17 protein-coding genes are annotated in these 14948 nt (G+C 41.6%); 3 read left to right on the forward strand and 14 right to left on the reverse strand.

The window, feature by feature from the left end; translation table 11 throughout:
* Nucleotides 1-7: 7 nt before the first annotated feature.
* The 6 genes from LC036_RS11710 to LC036_RS11735 form a co-directional block, all read right to left on the reverse strand.
* Nucleotides 8-466 carry a recombinase family protein gene (locus LC036_RS11710; RefSeq protein WP_226582611.1) on the reverse strand — a complete coding sequence of 153 codons (459 nt, stop codon included), beginning with the start codon at nt 464-466 and terminating at the stop codon, nt 8-10.
* Nucleotides 467-743: 277 nt separating this feature from the next.
* Nucleotides 744-1220: a GNAT family N-acetyltransferase gene (locus LC036_RS11715; protein WP_226582614.1), complete on the reverse strand. Its 477-nt coding sequence runs from the start codon at nt 1218-1220 to the stop codon at nt 744-746.
* 233 nt (nt 1221-1453) lie between these two features.
* Nucleotides 1454-1921, reverse strand: coding sequence for a thioesterase family protein (locus LC036_RS11720; protein ID WP_226582616.1), 468 nt, complete (start codon nt 1919-1921; stop codon nt 1454-1456).
* Between the two features lie 14 nt (nt 1922-1935).
* A complete protein-coding gene (locus LC036_RS11725) occupies nt 1936-2889 on the reverse strand; it encodes a 3-hydroxyacyl-CoA dehydrogenase NAD-binding domain-containing protein (RefSeq protein ID WP_226582619.1) in 954 nt (317 codons plus the stop codon).
* Entirely contained in the window at nt 2886-3782 is an 897-nt protein-coding gene (locus LC036_RS11730; protein ID WP_226582622.1) for a 3-keto-5-aminohexanoate cleavage protein, read from the reverse strand. The genes LC036_RS11725 and LC036_RS11730 overlap by 4 nt, the downstream gene beginning before the upstream one ends.
* A 324-nt stretch (nt 3783-4106) precedes the next feature.
* On the reverse strand, nt 4107-4646 hold the full coding sequence (locus LC036_RS11735; RefSeq protein WP_226582625.1) for a TetR/AcrR family transcriptional regulator: 540 nt from the start codon (nt 4644-4646) through the stop codon (nt 4107-4109).
* Between the two features lie 246 nt (nt 4647-4892).
* Here LC036_RS11735 and LC036_RS11740 point away from each other — a divergent pair, with 246 nt between their 5' ends.
* Both LC036_RS11740 and LC036_RS11745 read left to right on the forward strand, forming a co-directional pair.
* Nucleotides 4893-5549 (forward strand): MtnX-like HAD-IB family phosphatase, encoded by a 657-nt coding sequence (locus LC036_RS11740; protein ID WP_226582627.1) that lies wholly within the window; start codon nt 4893-4895, stop codon nt 5547-5549.
* Nucleotides 5542-6594: an iron-containing alcohol dehydrogenase family protein gene (locus tag LC036_RS11745; RefSeq protein WP_226582630.1), complete on the forward strand. Its 1053-nt coding sequence runs from the start codon at nt 5542-5544 to the stop codon at nt 6592-6594. The genes LC036_RS11740 and LC036_RS11745 overlap by 8 nt, the downstream gene beginning before the upstream one ends.
* Before the next feature lie 88 nt (nt 6595-6682).
* On the opposite strand, the gene LC036_RS11750 is transcribed toward LC036_RS11745, so the two are convergent.
* The 4 genes from LC036_RS11750 to LC036_RS11765 all read right to left on the reverse strand — a co-directional run bounded on the left by LC036_RS11750 (nt 6683) and on the right by LC036_RS11765 (nt 10322).
* Nucleotides 6683-7711 carry a phosphotriesterase gene (locus LC036_RS11750; protein WP_226582633.1) on the reverse strand — a complete coding sequence of 343 codons (1029 nt, stop codon included), beginning with the start codon at nt 7709-7711 and terminating at the stop codon, nt 6683-6685.
* A 117-nt stretch (nt 7712-7828) separates the two neighbouring features.
* Entirely contained in the window at nt 7829-8458 is a 630-nt protein-coding gene (locus tag LC036_RS11755) for an HAD-IA family hydrolase (RefSeq protein ID WP_226582636.1), read from the reverse strand.
* A 60-nt stretch (nt 8459-8518) separates the two neighbouring features.
* Entirely contained in the window at nt 8519-9463 is a 945-nt protein-coding gene (locus LC036_RS11760; protein ID WP_226582639.1) for a nucleoside hydrolase, read from the reverse strand.
* Between the two features lie 88 nt (nt 9464-9551).
* Nucleotides 9552-10322, reverse strand: coding sequence for a putative hydro-lyase (locus tag LC036_RS11765; RefSeq protein WP_226582642.1), 771 nt, complete (start codon nt 10320-10322; stop codon nt 9552-9554).
* 271 nt (nt 10323-10593) lie between these two features.
* On the opposite strand from LC036_RS11765, the gene LC036_RS11770 reads away from it, so the two are divergent.
* Nucleotides 10594-11253, forward strand: a complete 660-nt coding sequence (locus LC036_RS11770) for a hypothetical protein (RefSeq protein ID WP_226582645.1) — start codon at nt 10594-10596, stop codon at nt 11251-11253.
* Nucleotides 11254-11339: 86 nt separating this feature from the next.
* On the opposite strand, the gene LC036_RS11775 is transcribed toward LC036_RS11770, so the two are convergent.
* The 4 genes from LC036_RS11775 to LC036_RS11790 form a co-directional block, all read right to left on the reverse strand.
* Entirely contained in the window at nt 11340-11666 is a 327-nt protein-coding gene (locus LC036_RS11775; RefSeq protein ID WP_226582648.1) for a four-helix bundle copper-binding protein, read from the reverse strand.
* 277 nt (nt 11667-11943) lie between these two features.
* On the reverse strand, nt 11944-12135 hold the full coding sequence (locus LC036_RS11780; protein WP_226582651.1) for a cation transporter: 192 nt from the start codon (nt 12133-12135) through the stop codon (nt 11944-11946).
* On the reverse strand, nt 12136-13188 hold the full coding sequence (locus LC036_RS11785) for a M14 family zinc carboxypeptidase (RefSeq protein ID WP_226582653.1): 1053 nt from the start codon (nt 13186-13188) through the stop codon (nt 12136-12138).
* Between the two features lie 454 nt (nt 13189-13642).
* On the reverse strand, nt 13643-14860 hold the full coding sequence (locus LC036_RS11790) for a NupC/NupG family nucleoside CNT transporter (protein ID WP_226582656.1): 1218 nt from the start codon (nt 14858-14860) through the stop codon (nt 13643-13645).
* Nucleotides 14861-14948 lie beyond the last annotated feature (88 nt).

The raw sequence follows: 14948 nt of genomic DNA on the forward strand, positions 1-14948 counted from the left end.
GGTAGTTCTAAGCTTCCTCCTGCCTGTCAAAGGAATGTGCGGGCACTTCATCCAACGTTTCTTGCTTTATGTGCATAGGTATAGGACCTTTTACTAAGGAATGAAATCGTTCGTAATCGAGCGTCATATCCTGCTTGTAGAAATAGACTCTGCCAATGACCTTCACGATTTCAAGAAGCATCTTTTCATTCACTTTATTCTCATTTTTCACAGCCATCATACTATAGAAAATCAGGGTGCTGACCTGGCAGTCACGCTTTTCTAATGTTTTTTTCATCTCTATTAGTTCTGGACGTTGAAAATGTGACCCCAGGTATCCTAAGTCACTGAACCTTTTCACAACATGAAGGTTGTTATCTTCACAATACTTGAACAGAATTTTATCCTGATTAATAATTCTTTCAACAGGAGATGACAAGTGATCCATATTCAAGTCTTTTTTGTAATAACAAAACACGCGTTCCATAACAGCTCTCCTCTCCAATCAAAAAAAGCATAGGAATCCAAAAATTGGATTCCTATGCTAGTATTGGAGTTCAACTTAAACTCTATACAAAATGAGAATAAAAATGTGCTTATCTTTTCCACATTCTAACTCTTACATGACTACACCATTTAATTTCAGTTCTCTATAACAAAGAGTCTATTAAAGTTTTCACTATTAAAATTCAGAGAAAAAATAGGACTTCCAATGATATAGAAGTCCTATGCTGCGCGATTGTCTTATTAAATGAACTCATTATTCAGTTGAAACTGATTTCCATTTTTCTACTCTTTGTCGACATCCCCATTTTTCTATAAAATTCAATAGCAGAGGTATTCTTTTCGGCGACTCCCAATTCAACACTGTCAACTTTGAGGTGCCTTCCGATGTCAAAAGCTTTTTTCGTTAGTTTTTCTCCAATTCCCATCTTTCTATGGGTTTCAGCAACACATAAACTGTTTACAAATAATACTTTCCGCGCATGAACAAAAGAATTTTCAGCAGTCTCTTCTTCCTTCATTACTATAACCCCGACGATATCATGGCTGATAGCAGCCACCAGTATATGCTGTCTGCTATCCATCAACTGGCTTTCAAAGAACTCTCTATGGACTGGAGTTAAATTCTCTTTGTACAAATCCGGTCTTACAGAAACATGGAATTCATGAACCTGTCTAAAGAGTGGCAGCAATGACTCATAATCATTCTGCTCGGCGTGTCGAATAGATATATCCATATTTTTTCTACCCCTCAATAAATATTTTACCGGTTCTGACTCCTGCCCGGAGGTCATTTCTTACACTACTAAGACCTATAAGTTATCTATGAAATCCTATGTACACTGTAAACTTTAACAGGCTAAGCGTATCATATTTTTGGTGCTTGGAACTAAATTCTACTGTCGTATCTACCATTATCTTTACTAAAGCCAAAAAAAGGACAGGTACGAAGACCTGTCCTTTTTTCCTTTTATTTTCTTCGGATGCCGATGGTTCTTCCTGCTTGCTTCGGCAGATCCTCGGAGGCTTTTTCCTGATAAATAACTTTAATCGTCCCAGCCACTTCCTCTGGGAAAGGTGCTCCCCTTCCCTCATTCTGGTCAATGCCCATCAGCATTTCTTCCAGTGTAGCTGCAAGTTCTCCGTTATGGTACATCGAAAGAAACAGATGAACGCGTTTAGCATCATAGTCAAGAATGCGGCATTTAATTTCAAACTCTGCTCCCTCATGAATCTCCTTTAAATAACAGAGATGCGTCTCCAGTGTATAAATCGTGTACTGGTAACGACTGCGGGCGTCCTCATGAAGTCCAATGGAATCAATAAAGGCATCTGTAGCAAGGCTGAAAGCCCGGCTGTATTCCGCGTCATTCATATGTCCGTTATAGTCGACCCATTCAGATGGAACCGCCTGTTTTAATAAGATGTCCTGGTTCATCTTAAGACTCTCCTTTATACCTTTGTTTTCTTTTGCTCCTGCGGCCAGTATTCCTGGACTAGATCATACAATTTAATTAAAAACTCGTTTCGGTTTTGATCCAGTTCAGACATGGACATCCCGTTTGACTGCGCCTCACATCCTGAAACAACTTTGTCGTAGAGTTCATCTGTCAGTTCAGGAGCTTCAAGCTTGGTCCATGGTTTCTTTAACGCGGGACCAAACTGCTTCAGCATATGACGCATACCGCCTTCTCCTCCTGCAAGGTGGAAGGTAAGGAATGGTCCGTACTGGGCATAACGCATGCCCGCTCCATGGGTGAAGGCTTTGTCCACTTCTTCCGTTGTCGCAATCCCTTCATTCACAATGTGAAGAGATTCTCTCCATATAGCTTCTATAAGACGGTCGGCAATGTGTCCTTCGATTTCGTGACGAACAAGAAGCACACTCATGTTCATTCCCTCATAAAATTTCCGGGCTCTTTCTACATTCTCTGTCGACGTCTGTTTTCCTGGTACAACTTCTACAAGTGGCAGAATATAAACCGGGTGGAACGGGTGAGCTACAACAAATCGTTCTGGATGATTCATGTTTGCTTGAAGTTCTGAAGGCATAATCCCAGAAGTACTAGAGCCAATCAAAGCGTCCGGCTTCGCATGACGATCGATGTTTTGAAGTACCATCTGCTTCAGTTCTTCTACTTCCGGTACATTCTCCTGGATGAAGTCTGCTTCCTGTACAGCTTCAGCGAGATCTTTTGTAAACGTCAACCGGTCTTTTGAAGCCCCTTCAGCAAGACCAAGTGCTTCTACAAAAGGCCATGATTGATCGACGGCTTTACGCATACGTCCCTCTGCACCTTCAGCAGGATCTGTCGCTACAACGTCATACCCTTGTGCAAGCATGCGGGCAATCCAGCCGTTACCGATCACTCCTGTTCCGACGACAGCTACTTTTTCTATCTTCATCTTGATGTCCCTCCTAATGGATTTCTAAGGTTGTAGTATTCGCGCGCTTCTTGTGGAGTCATCGGCTCGAGGTCAAGACCTGACAACATCGTTACTGCTTTATCGACAAGCTGTTCATTCTTCGCGACAACACCTTTAGATAAATAAATGTTATCTTCAAGACCAACACGGATATTTCCACCAAGCAGGGCTGTCTGGGCGGCTATCGGCATCTGCATACGACCGATACCAAAAGCAGACCAGTGCGCATTTTCTGGAATACGATTCTTCATATACTGCATGGTTTCTGCATCAGCAGCAGCTCCCCAAGGAATACCAAGACAAAATTGATACATCGGGTCTCCATCAATTAATCCTTCTTGAACCAATTGGTTAGCAAAGCGAATATGTCCCGTATCAAAACATTCAAGCTCCGGTTTTACACCGCTTTCCTGTATCAATTTGGCCTGTTCTCTAAGCCAGTCTGTAGGGCTCATATAAATCATGTTTCCGAAATTCGTACTTCCGCAATCCAATGTACACATCTCCGGCAGAAGCTGTCCGACAGGTTCATGACGCTCGGCCGGTGTTTGAATATCCGTACCATCTCCTCCGGCTGCAGGTGTATTCAGGCTAGGGATAAAGTCACCGCCACCCCCGGAAGTAATATTAATAATTACATCTGTTTCAGATTCACGGATGCGATCGACAATCTCCCTGTAATGTTCAATATCGTGACTGATGCCTCCCGTTTTCGGGTCGCGGGCATGTACATGGGCAACAGTCGCCCCCGCTTTTGCTGATTCAATCGCTGAATCGGCAATTTCTTTTGGTGTTACGGGTACATTTGGGTTTTTCTTTATCGTATCTCCCGCTCCTGTTACGGCTGCAGTCAGTAATACTTTATTTTTCATTCAAAAGATCCTCCTTTGAATACACTATTGTTTTCTTTTAAGAACTACTTGTTACTATACCATCTGGACTGTATAGTTTCAAACCATTTTTCAACTAAATTTGATATATGGAGAAGAAGAAAAAAGCGATGGCGGACCTTATACCGCCCTCAAAAAAGTTCGACTGATTCTATAAAAAGCTGTAGATAGGATCGCTTCAGACTGTGAACACTCCCAGATTACTTTCATCTTCCTATTCTTTCTTAACCAAAGGGAAAAATTCGCTCAAGGGAGGATGGAAAGAATGAAAAACACCAGCCCCTTTGAATGGAGCTGGTGTTTTCCTTATCCCTTATATGTTTGTTCATTCAATCGTTCAAGGACCTTTTCCCTAAGTTCTCTTGATAATGTACCGAGACCAAAGATCTCGGATAACCACAAGCCATCGACCGCGAGTCGTAAAATAGTTGCATCGACCTCATCAAGACCATCCTGCTGTATATGAGCCTGCCAATCTGCGTATGTATTCTGAAGGGGCTGGAGCAGTTCAGGATTGATTCCCTGAGCAGCTAACATACCAGCACTAATCGTTTGGTTCTCTACACTTTTGTCATGCATTACATTTATAAATGACCGGGACCATTTTCCTTTTTCCTCTTCATCTTTCCCTACAAGTTCCTCTACGTTGCTGCGGTAAATGTCATTCATATGCTGAACGAGCCCTTCTACTAGAGCTTCCTTGGTTGAAAAGTGATACAAAAGGCCGCCTTTGCTCACTTCAGCCCTTTTTGCTGTTGCATCTAATGTTAGTGCATCGCTTCCCTGCTCTTTAACAATCAGGGCTGCGGCTTCTAAAATTTTATGCCGCTTCGATTCTCTTGGCATGCTGTGTCCCTCATTTATCGTCTATTTTCACCTAATATTATCAGTAGTCCTGCAGTTTTTCAATTTTCTGTCTGGAATGGACTGTATACCTGATGATAATAGAATCACATAGAGAAAACGTGGAATACCCACCGCTCCTTCTCCAATTATATTCATGAATCTGCCATAATGTTGATGTTCAGGTAGTAGTTAGAAATGGATTCGTTCGTTACAATAAAAGAAAATGCTTTATTTGGAGGGGATTGGATGAAGAAATGGGCCTTTGTTTCTGATTTTGACGGAACAATTTCAAAGAAAGATTTCTATTGGGTGGTCATTGAAAAGTATTACCCTGAAGGAAAAGAATTATTTAAAACGTGGAAAGCCGGTGATATCAAAGATATCGATTTTCTGAGTCATATCTTCACTCATATCGAACAACCGGAAGAACAAATCATTGAAGATATTAAAAATATTCCGATTGATGAATCCGCACCTATCTTCCTCAAGAAAATTCAGGAGAAAGGTGCCGAAGTGTACATATTAAGCGCCGGAACAGATTATTATATCCATCACATACTCAACCAATATGAAATTAATAATGTGACCGTACTCTCAAACAACGGGTACTTCGAGAATAAAAACATTCACTTGAACATGAACCCTGAGCACCGTCATTACTCTAATCGCTACGGCATTGACAAAGCAAAGGTTATCCAGGAGCTGAAGGGCAAGTATGAAACCGTCCACTTTGCAGGTGACAGCGAACCTGATTCTCACCCGGCAGTCTATGCAGATCTGACGTTTGCAAAAGATTCCCTGCAGGACCTTCTTAATGAAAGAAACATCCCTTACATCCCTGTCGATACCTTTAAAGACATTCAGAAATACTTAGAATCTAAAGGATGGATGGCTCATGACTAACCCGGTTACGACGATTCCAATCCCAGCCATTCTAGAAATTAAAAACGGTGCTGTCCTGGAACTGGAACCTACCTTGGAGAAGCATGGATTCAAAAAAGTTCTCCTATTATTTGATGATTTTACCTTTCATCAGTATAAGACAGATATAATTCATTCTTTTTCCCACATTGAACCTGACACCGCTTTTTTAAACGATCACCCCAATGTCCAGGGTTTGATCACCTATGCTTTTTCCCTGCCTATGTATGACGTGATCATAGGTGTCGGGGGCGGCGCTCTCATCGATTACGGGAAATATATCAGTTTCTCACGCAGGATCCCCTACATCAGCGCTCCGACTTCCGCCTCGAATGATGGTTTTGCCAGCAGCAACTGTTCTTTAATCATCGATGGAAAAAAGACGACCGTCCCTGCTAAGGTCCCTTATGGAATTGTTGCTGACCTTGATATTATCCAACAGGCTCCTGACAAATTTATTTTGGCTGGCATCGGAGACTTGATGTCGAATATCACGGCCCTTTATGATTGGGAATTTGAAGAAGAGCGTGGCTTTGGGGATGTAAATGCTTTTGCATCCATGCTGAGTAAAAAAGCCGTAAACAGTTTTATTCGAACGCCGATGAATGATATTAAGCATCCGACTTTTTTAAAAGAACTCATCAGCTCTTTAACCATGGGAGGTGCAGCTACCGTAATCAGTGGCAGCAGTGCTCCAATCAGTGGGTCTGAACATCTGATTTCCCATGCTCTCGATCACTATGCGGAGCACCCGCAGATGCACGGAATTCAGGTTGGTATGGCTGCCTACATTATGGCTCACGTACAGAATCACCGGGCAGAACGTATGCAAAAAGTATTCACCCGGACGGGTTTTTTCGAGTATGTAAAGACCTTGGATATAAAGAAGAGCAATGTACAGTATGCGATTGAAAAAAGTCCTCTTATGAAGCCGAACCGTCATACCTTTCTTCATGAGGATTGGTACCGTAAGAAAGCACTACTCCTGTTAGACAATGATGAAATACTTAATGATGTCTTTATTTAGTTAAAAATTCAGGTCTGCCACGGCAATACACCTTACATTTGTACAGGAAAAAGAACCAGCCTCTGAGAGGCTGGTTATTTTCACTACTTTACTTCTCTTCTGCCCCCAGTCTTTCTTCCATTTCAGCAGGGGTGGACTTTCTTCCAAACAACTGAGCTGCGTTGCTTTGAAAAATTTGATTCATCTGGGTATCCGTCATAATTCCCCGCTCCATTAAGTCTGGAAGAATGTGACGGAACAAATGGTCGGGACGCCAATGTTGAAGGAGCTCCAAAAGCGGCTCCGGCATCACAGGATCTCTCCCCCACCAAACATTTACGGTGTCATGGGAAAGAAATAATTGATCTTCATATCCAGAGCTAAGCAGAGCCGAAAGCACAGTCAGGCGCTCTTCATCTGTCGGAGCTCCTACAATCCCCTGCAATCCCCACCGGTCCATTGCAAGATAAGCCCCTTGTTTTAACACGTGTAGATGTTGAGTCAAATCCGTGGTTCCGCACATATGGCCAATCACCATTTTTTTCGGATCTGCACCTTCTTCAATCAGCATCTTCGCCTGTTCCGGCCCCATGGTTCCTTCCTGAGTATGAGTTAAGAGTACAATTCCCGTTTCCTTTTGTGCCTTCACAGCTGCACGAAAGAACATTTGTTCATAGTCTGTAATCACGCCTTTACTGGAAGCAAGCTTGATAATACCCGGTTTAATCCCACTTCCTTCAATCCCATTAGTGATTTCTTCCATGAACAGTTGATAGATTTCCTCCTCTGCTGTACCCAGCTGCTGCCGGAACTTAAAGTATGGTGTTGCCCCCTCCCCTTCATAGTAGTACCCCGTCGCACAAATAATCGTTAATCCCGTTGCTTCCGAAACAGCCTTCAGCAGTTCAACATGACGACCGCATTCGTTAGGGGTCGGGTCGACAACCGTATCAACCCCCTGTTCCTGAATCAGCTTAGCAACTTCAATTCCCCGCTGTTTCTTTTCCTCAAAATCAAACCCGCCTAGAGTCAAGTCGCCTTGAAACCCTGGGTAGCCAAAGAAGAAATGTTCATGGATCAACGTTTTTCCAAGCGAATCTGCACGCACCGGTCCCTGCACGGTTTCAACATACTCCATACATAGATCCTCCTTTTTATTTAGATACCAACCAGTCAGTATGTTTGAGTTAAAAAATAACCCATCTCTAGGATAAGGTTATTTGTCAGAATATTCAAATCATTTTTTGGTTTGGTTTTATTCAAATTTAACGCCAATAATTGAAAAAAGCTGCTTAACATCATGAACAGTAAAGTCTGCATAGCGGCTTTCTTTGTCTCTCTCTGCAAAATAACAGGAATGGATACCGGCATTCTTAGCAGATAAAAGATCCAATTCCCTGTCTCCAATCATGATGGTTTCATCCTTTTCCATATTGTGTTTTTTAACTAAATGTTGGATTGCATCAGGACTAGGTTTCCTCTCAAACCCATCCTCTTTTGTAATATAATCTGAGAAATAGCGGGACAAACCATATTTCTTCAACAAAGCAATTGCTGATTCACCTCTATGTGTATAGAGATAATTGCTCCCTCCAGAATCAGAGATCGACCGGCATATCCTTTCCATACCCTCGAAAGGTTCTGACAGTTCAATTTCTCTTGCTGTTCTCTTGTTATGATAATCTTCAATAAAAATCTCATCAATTGGATACTTTTCTTTATAATGATTTACAGCTGTGGACATTGATATTTTCATCTGCTTCAGGATTTCTTCCAACGGTTCATCTATCCCCTTTTCTTTAAGCAGGTCTTGAAAGATCTGACCCATTATGGGATAGGTATTAAAAAGCGTGCCGTCAAAATCCCACATGACATGTTTAAACATATAAATTCCTCCTCTATATAACGCGGTCGATCTATTTTCCACCACTGCGACTCAAACTTATTATGTAAAAGAGTAGGATCTAAGAGCACGGTCGAATAGCTTCCAGAATCTTCCCTCGTTCAATTGAGTAGCAAACCTGACGTTAGGCTTACCATTTGTTACACCAAGCAGATCTACACTCGTCATTCCATATGTAAATTCTCCTTTAGTCTCTACATCAACTCGTACATGCTTAAAGTCAAAGATCTCCGGCTCAATCAAGTAAGCCGCTGTACAGGCATCGTGTATAGGTCCCGCTTCAAAGCCGAATACGTCTTTATATGTTTTTGAAAAGAACTCCAGCAGTTCCACAACAAATTCAGAAACAGGGTTCCCGATTTCAGAAAGGTTGTCCATCACTTCCCTTGTCGCTAACGCTTGATGGGTTACATCCAGTCCGAACATAGTAATAGGTACGCCGCTCTCCAATACAAGTTTAGCTGCTTCTGCATCCACCCAGATGTTAAACTCCGCTACTGGTGTCCAATTTCCGAACGTGCCTCCTCCCATGAGTACAATTTCCTCAATGCTATCAAGAATGCCAGGTTCCCGAATCATGGCCATTGCAATGTTGGTGAGAGGACCGGTTGGGACCAGCGTTAGTTTCTCCTCCGCATACAGAAGCTTATCAATGATAAGGTCCACAGCGTGTTGATCTACGGCTTGTCTAGAAGGCACTTCAGGTAAGTCCGGTCCATCCAATCCTGTATCCCCATGAATTTCTCCTGCTATCGCCTGTTTTTTTAAAAGTGGCTTTGTCGCTCCCATCGCAACCGGCACATTTGTAAGGCCGATCATATCGCACACTTTGAGTGCGTTCAGGGTATTTTTTTCAACTTCCACGTTTCCAGCAACCGTTGTGATGGCTTCAATAGAAAGCCCGCTTCCTTTAGATGCTGCCAAAATAAGCGAAATAGCATCATCATGGCCCGGGTCACAATCCAAAATTACCTTCTTCTTATTCATACTTCCACCCCTTTGATTACTATGCTTAACAGTTAGAGATTTTAAATTTAAAGAATGGTTTTTTCGATAAAATAATGAAACTGCATGCTCAGCTATTGCTATAGTTGCTATCAAGCTCGTCGGTAATAAGCATGTGACCAGGGGCGTGCGTAATCATGATGGACGGTTTAGCTTGGAGAGCAGCATTCTGGGGTGTCACCCCACAAGCCCAGAAAACGGGTGTCGTTTCGGACGAATTAAAAGTTACCGGCTCTCCATAGTCAGGATTCTGCACATTAGTGATTCCGATATCTTCAGGTGACCCTATATGGACAGGGCTTCCGTGGGATAGTTCAAACCGGTGGGATATATCAAGAGCTTGTTCCACTAAATGGTTCGGTACAGGTCTCATACTTACGACCATATTCCCGCTGAACACCCCGGCTGTTTCTAAGGGTATTGTAGTATTAAACATGGGTACTACTTTTTCCTGTTGTTGATGAAGCAGCGGAATTCCTCCATCTAATAATGCCTTTTCAAACGTAAAGCTGCACCCTATAAGAAAGGTAACAAAATCATCCTGCCAGACTTCCGTTAGATTAAACACTTCTTCTGTAAATTCACCGTTACGATAAATTCGATAACGGGGCAGGTCTGTTCGAATATCAGCGTCAGCCACTTTAGGTGTCGTCTGCCCGGGTTCCATGACTTCTACTATTGGACATGGTTTTGGGTTTCTCATACAAAACAACAAAAAATCAAATGCATACGCTTTAGGCAGCGTGACAAGATTTGTTTGGATATATTTATCGCACAATCCCGACGTTGTCCCCTTTTTTTCTTCCTTACGAAAATACATTCTCTCTTTCTTTGGATTCATCCCACACACGACTCCTTTACAATGATAAGGGGAATAACTGCCCCTCCGATAGTTGATCTTACTCTTCCTTATCAAGCTTATCATAAAGGGTGTCCTGGATTATTTCTAATTTAAAAATGGGTTCTTTCTATCATCTCTCTTTTTTATTTCCTTATAAAAATTTATTGAATGGCTTCCAGCGATTATACAGTCATACTTCCAGCGCATGCCCGATATAAATCAATGAGATTTTCTAAATAAAGGGAGGAAAGGTGCTGTGAAGGGTTTCTTTATGTCCAAAAAAACGTGGAGTATTACTGGAATCATCTTCGGGGTGGTTATCGTTTCTTTAATCAGTTATTCCATTGGGATTACAAGTGCACAAACAGAAATCGATGAGGAAACCTATGATTATGAAGGTGTCGTTCTTAAAATTTCAGAGGCAGAAACCACTCTAGAGGATATTAAAAAAGAAATCTCTGATAAAGAAAGCGAGCGGACGAAAAAGGACCAAATCTTAAAAGACAAAGAAAAAGAAGTATCCAAAGCCTTTTCTATTCTTAAAAAAAGAGATGCCTTGAAGAAAGATTTAGACAAACTAAGTGGTAAAATGGATGAAGCAAAAAAAGAAAAAAGCTCACTGGATACACAGATTAAAGATAAGAAGGCGGAACTTGCTTCTTTAGAAAATGTGATTAAGGAAAAAGAAGCGGTCCCTATTACTCTTACGGCAGGTCAGTTCCTGGCAGGCCATGACTTTAAAGCAGGAAGGTATAAAGCTGTACCTGAAGGCGGTGGAGGAAATTTTGTTGTCTATACGGATCAGGGAGATTTGAGCGTCAACATTATTCTAACCACCCGTGATTACGGTGTGCCTGAATACGTTATGACACTTGGTGATGGATATATCATAGAGGCCGACACACCAGCAAAATTAATCCCGGTAGAATGAACTTTCTTACATGAGAACAAAATAAAGTATCCAAAAAAACAGACCGGGATGATCCCGGTCTGTTTTTTTCTGGGTATCTAAAAAGATCAAGCTATGTTCCTGCATGCATCGGCACATTTAAAGCAAGCATCTGCGCATGCTTGACAGTGATCATGATTATGCTGCTTACAATAGTTTCCACAAGCTTCGCAAATTTTGGCACATACATCCGCTAATTCCTTAGCAAAAGGAGTCCCTCGAACCAGAGCCTGCTCAAGATAAGCACACATATCCGCACACTCTCTGTCCAGACGGATACATTCAGCCATTGCATTGACGTCTTCCTCTTGAAGACATGCATCATAACAATGATTACAAGCTTCCATACACTCATGTAACGTTTTAATAACGGTCTGATATTTTTCATGCGACATTCTTATTCATCCTCCTTATTAAATATGAATCGGCAATCAACAATACACTTCAACAGAGTCAAGATGTTTACAACCCTCATAGAGTAACCCTGGACAGGAACCCTTAAACCAATTATGTACAAATCCACTTCCATAATGAGAACTTTAGTTTAGACATTAGAGAAAGCTGTCTGTTCATGGAGTTATCTTTTAATAGATCGCTAAAGCTTACAAAAAAAGCCTTAAGATGCGTTCGCAGCTGCATCTTAAGGCTTTCAAAAAATTCCTTGTCTAGTTGTTAAGAAACAACATCATATCCCTGCTCTTCAATCGCTTCTGCCATCGTTTCTTTTTGTACGTTTTCATCAGAAGAAACGGTTACGTTCCCTGTATCCAAGTCAACCTGTACTTCTTGAACAATATCGCTTTCATTTAAAGCGCCTTTGACAGCTTTTTCGCAATGACCACATGTCATACCTACTTCTTTCATTTACTCTCCTTCATAATTGCTTTCTGGCAACGTCTCCCAAAATGATGTATCTGCTGACTCAATAGAACCGTCTGCAAGCGCATTAAGAGTCGCTTTCATAGCTGTAACGGCTTGTTGAATTAAGTAACTATTGCTCTTCTGTCCTAGTACATAATCGTCTTTATAATGATCTGCCATTCCCCTCATTTCCAAAAGAAGTGTTGATATTCCATATTCTGCAGCCAGTCCATTCCGGCTGATCGTTTGTGCTGATCCGCCTGGATATTTCGATAGTAATCCATATCCTTTGGCTTCCACCGCATCATACACGACACTTCCCAGTTTTTTGGACTGCTCTCGTACTTCCGGATCTACTTTGTCATTGGTCGGATAAAGAATTGAACCCGAAACCTGCTCCCCGGTGTCACCAAGTGTCACCTGTGTTCCCTGATGATGGAGGTCAATCATGTAATCCGGCTTATATTTTTGTAAAACGTTCTCATGCAGAGCCTTCGTTTCCGGCTGTTTTCGATCTACATGATCCCGGTTTAAGTCGACACCGTTGGCATTATAACGGGTGTGTGTCCCCGATACGTAATCTTCCAGCGAGAAATTGACATCCCCTTCCGCTCCGTCTACATTCAGTCTCGGAGCTATTAAAACGTTGACGTTTTCAAGGATTTCTTTGACATTATGTCCATTCGAAGTTAAGTACTTGATGACTTGAAGAGCACCTTCAGTCGTTAACGTCTCATTCCCATGCTGCTGGGTCAGAAACAAAATCGTCGGATTGTCTTTATTCATCGTTCCAAACTTCGCTAAGTAAAGATCCCTTCCCTTAACGGACTCGCCATAGACCTCCAGTTCAAGAGCCTCGGATCGTTGATCCAGTTTTTGCAGAAAGTCGGTCATTTCTTCGTAACTATGAAGCCGCTCATTTTTTATTGTTTCATGCCCATTAAAATCAGGTCCGTTTGGTCCACTTTCTCCTGCCAGGGTCGTAGTGGTCGGAATAAAGGCACCAGAAGTTAACAAAACACCAGAAAATGCTACCGTCAATAATTTCTTTTTCACAAAATCCCTCCTATTAAATACTTCTTCTACAAAGTACGTTTAATAAAAGCTAAAAGCCTGCCTTTAATAGACAAAATCATCCAAACAGACTAACACTATTTTCCAAATTAAGACAAACGATCCAGCATGATTATTAATCTTCTCCTATCTAGGACCTACGTAAAAAAACTTACATATGTATGACCAAAAAACCGAGAGTAAAATTCCCTCGGCTTGCTCTCATAACTATTAACAATGTGAAAAATTTTCGATTGACCACAGCCCTTAACCAATAAGCATAGCGAGGTAGTTAAAAAAAAGTTAGCAATTCTCATTTTATTCTATATCAGCATCCTGCGAAATAAACAAGTAAGTATGCCTGCCTATCGTTCATCTATATCCAACTAACACAAGTCATTTACTGGACCTAAAAAAAAAACGGACTCCAAGTTGAAGTCCGTTTATAATCTCTTCATTATAATAAAAACATCCCTGCAATACTTGCAGAAAGTAAGTTGGCCAATGTTGCAGCCAATACCGCTTTCAGCCCTAAATTTGCGACGTCCCTGCGCCGGTCAGGTGCCAGGCCGCCGAGTGCACCAATCTGCACACCTATTCCAGACAGGCTTCCAAACCCGGTTAGTGCAAAGGTTGTTACAATTTCTGCTTTAGCACTCAACTCGCCTTTTACTGCGCCAAGGTTTGAAAAAGCGACAAATTCATTGGTGACAATCTTCTGTCCAATGAAACTCGCTGATTTCACAGCCTCTTCCCAAGGCACACCGATGACAAAAGCTAAGGGCGCAAATGCATACCCCAGCAGTTTTTGAATGGTAATGGTGACTCCAAAGGCCCCGCCGATCGCAGCTATAATCCCGTTTAAAAGAGCTAACAAGGCGATAAAGGATAGAAGAATAGCACCAATATTTAAAGCTAGTTTCAAACCCGTAATGGCTCCATTTGCAACAGCATCAAAAACATTTGCCGTATCATCCTCATCAGGACGAACATCTTCAATATATTCACTGTTGGGTTCTGTTTCAGGTACAATGATTTTAGCTAAGACAAGAGCTGCCGGGGCAGCCATAAAGGAAGCAGCTAATAGATATTCGACCTTTATTCCAAGCAGGGAATAGCCAACTAAAGTAGATCCGGCAATGGAGGTAAACCCTCCAGTCATTACTGCAAATAATTCGGATTTTGATATACGGGAAATAAATGGGCGGATCAACAGCGGAGCTTCTGTCTGACCGACAAAAATATTCCCAGCGGCATTAATGCTTTCGACTTTCGTCGTTCCTAATACTTTAGATAAGAAACCGCCGATCATCATAATTACTTTTTGCATAATTCCTAAATGATAGAGGACCGCAATGAGTGAACTGAAGAAAATAATCGTAGGAAGGACTTGAAACGCAAACATCATTCCGATGCCCTCATGATTAATCAGAGGCCCGTAAAGAAATTCAACCCCTTCTGTCGTGTAGCCGATTAATTGACTTACACCAGATGACATAGCATCTAGCAAATGTTCTCCCCAACTTGTTACAAAGACTAAGAATGCAAAACCAATTTGTATAGAAAGACCGCCAATGACGGTTCTCCAGTTGATGGCTTTTCGATTTGTTGAAAATAAAACAGCTAAAGAAAAGATGGTAAACATACCACCCAATCCCCAAAGAATGTTACTCATGATGTTCCTCTCTTCCTCTTAGATGTAAAAGATTTTTATAAGTCATTTTTATTTTAAAAAAGGAATCATACCACCCTAAGAAGTACAT

The organism is Halobacillus litoralis (genome assembly GCF_020524025.1).
GTDB classification, from domain to species: Bacteria; Bacillota; Bacilli; order Bacillales; family Halobacillaceae; genus Halobacillus; species Halobacillus litoralis_D.

Excerpts from the sequence above, each read along its gene's own strand:
- LC036_RS11725 (WP_226582619.1), bottom strand. The coding sequence starts at position 2,889 with ATGAAGATAGAAAAAGTAGCTGTCGTCGGAACAGGAGTGATCGGTAAC.
- LC036_RS11760 (WP_226582639.1), bottom strand. The coding sequence starts at position 9,463 with ATGAATAAGAAGAAGGTAATTTTGGATTGTGACCCGGGCCATGATGAT.
- LC036_RS11715 (WP_226582614.1), bottom strand. The coding sequence starts at position 1,220 with ATGGATATATCTATTCGACACGCCGAGCAGAATGATTATGAGTCATTG.
- LC036_RS11730 (WP_226582622.1), bottom strand. The coding sequence starts at position 3,782 with ATGAAAAATAAAGTATTACTGACTGCAGCCGTAACAGGAGCGGGAGAT.
- LC036_RS11735 (WP_226582625.1), bottom strand. The coding sequence starts at position 4,646 with ATGCCAAGAGAATCGAAGCGGCATAAAATTTTAGAAGCCGCAGCCCTG.
- LC036_RS11745 (WP_226582630.1), top strand. The coding sequence starts at position 5,542 with ATGACTAACCCGGTTACGACGATTCCAATCCCAGCCATTCTAGAAATT.
- LC036_RS11710 (WP_226582611.1), bottom strand. The coding sequence starts at position 466 with ATGGAACGCGTGTTTTGTTATTACAAAAAAGACTTGAATATGGATCAC.
- LC036_RS11790 (WP_226582656.1), bottom strand. The coding sequence starts at position 14,860 with ATGAGTAACATTCTTTGGGGATTGGGTGGTATGTTTACCATCTTTTCT.
- LC036_RS11770 (WP_226582645.1), top strand. The coding sequence starts at position 10,594 with ATGTCCAAAAAAACGTGGAGTATTACTGGAATCATCTTCGGGGTGGTT.
- LC036_RS11750 (WP_226582633.1), bottom strand. The coding sequence starts at position 7,711 with ATGGAGTATGTTGAAACCGTGCAGGGACCGGTGCGTGCAGATTCGCTT.
- LC036_RS11755 (WP_226582636.1), bottom strand. The coding sequence starts at position 8,458 with ATGTTTAAACATGTCATGTGGGATTTTGACGGCACGCTTTTTAATACC.
- LC036_RS11765 (WP_226582642.1), bottom strand. The coding sequence starts at position 10,322 with ATGAATCCAAAGAAAGAGAGAATGTATTTTCGTAAGGAAGAAAAAAAG.
- LC036_RS11740 (WP_226582627.1), top strand. The coding sequence starts at position 4,893 with ATGAAGAAATGGGCCTTTGTTTCTGATTTTGACGGAACAATTTCAAAG.
- LC036_RS11720 (WP_226582616.1), bottom strand. The coding sequence starts at position 1,921 with ATGAACCAGGACATCTTATTAAAACAGGCGGTTCCATCTGAATGGGTC.
- LC036_RS11775 (WP_226582648.1), bottom strand. The coding sequence starts at position 11,666 with ATGTCGCATGAAAAATATCAGACCGTTATTAAAACGTTACATGAGTGT.
- LC036_RS11780 (WP_226582651.1), bottom strand. The coding sequence starts at position 12,135 with ATGAAAGAAGTAGGTATGACATGTGGTCATTGCGAAAAAGCTGTCAAA.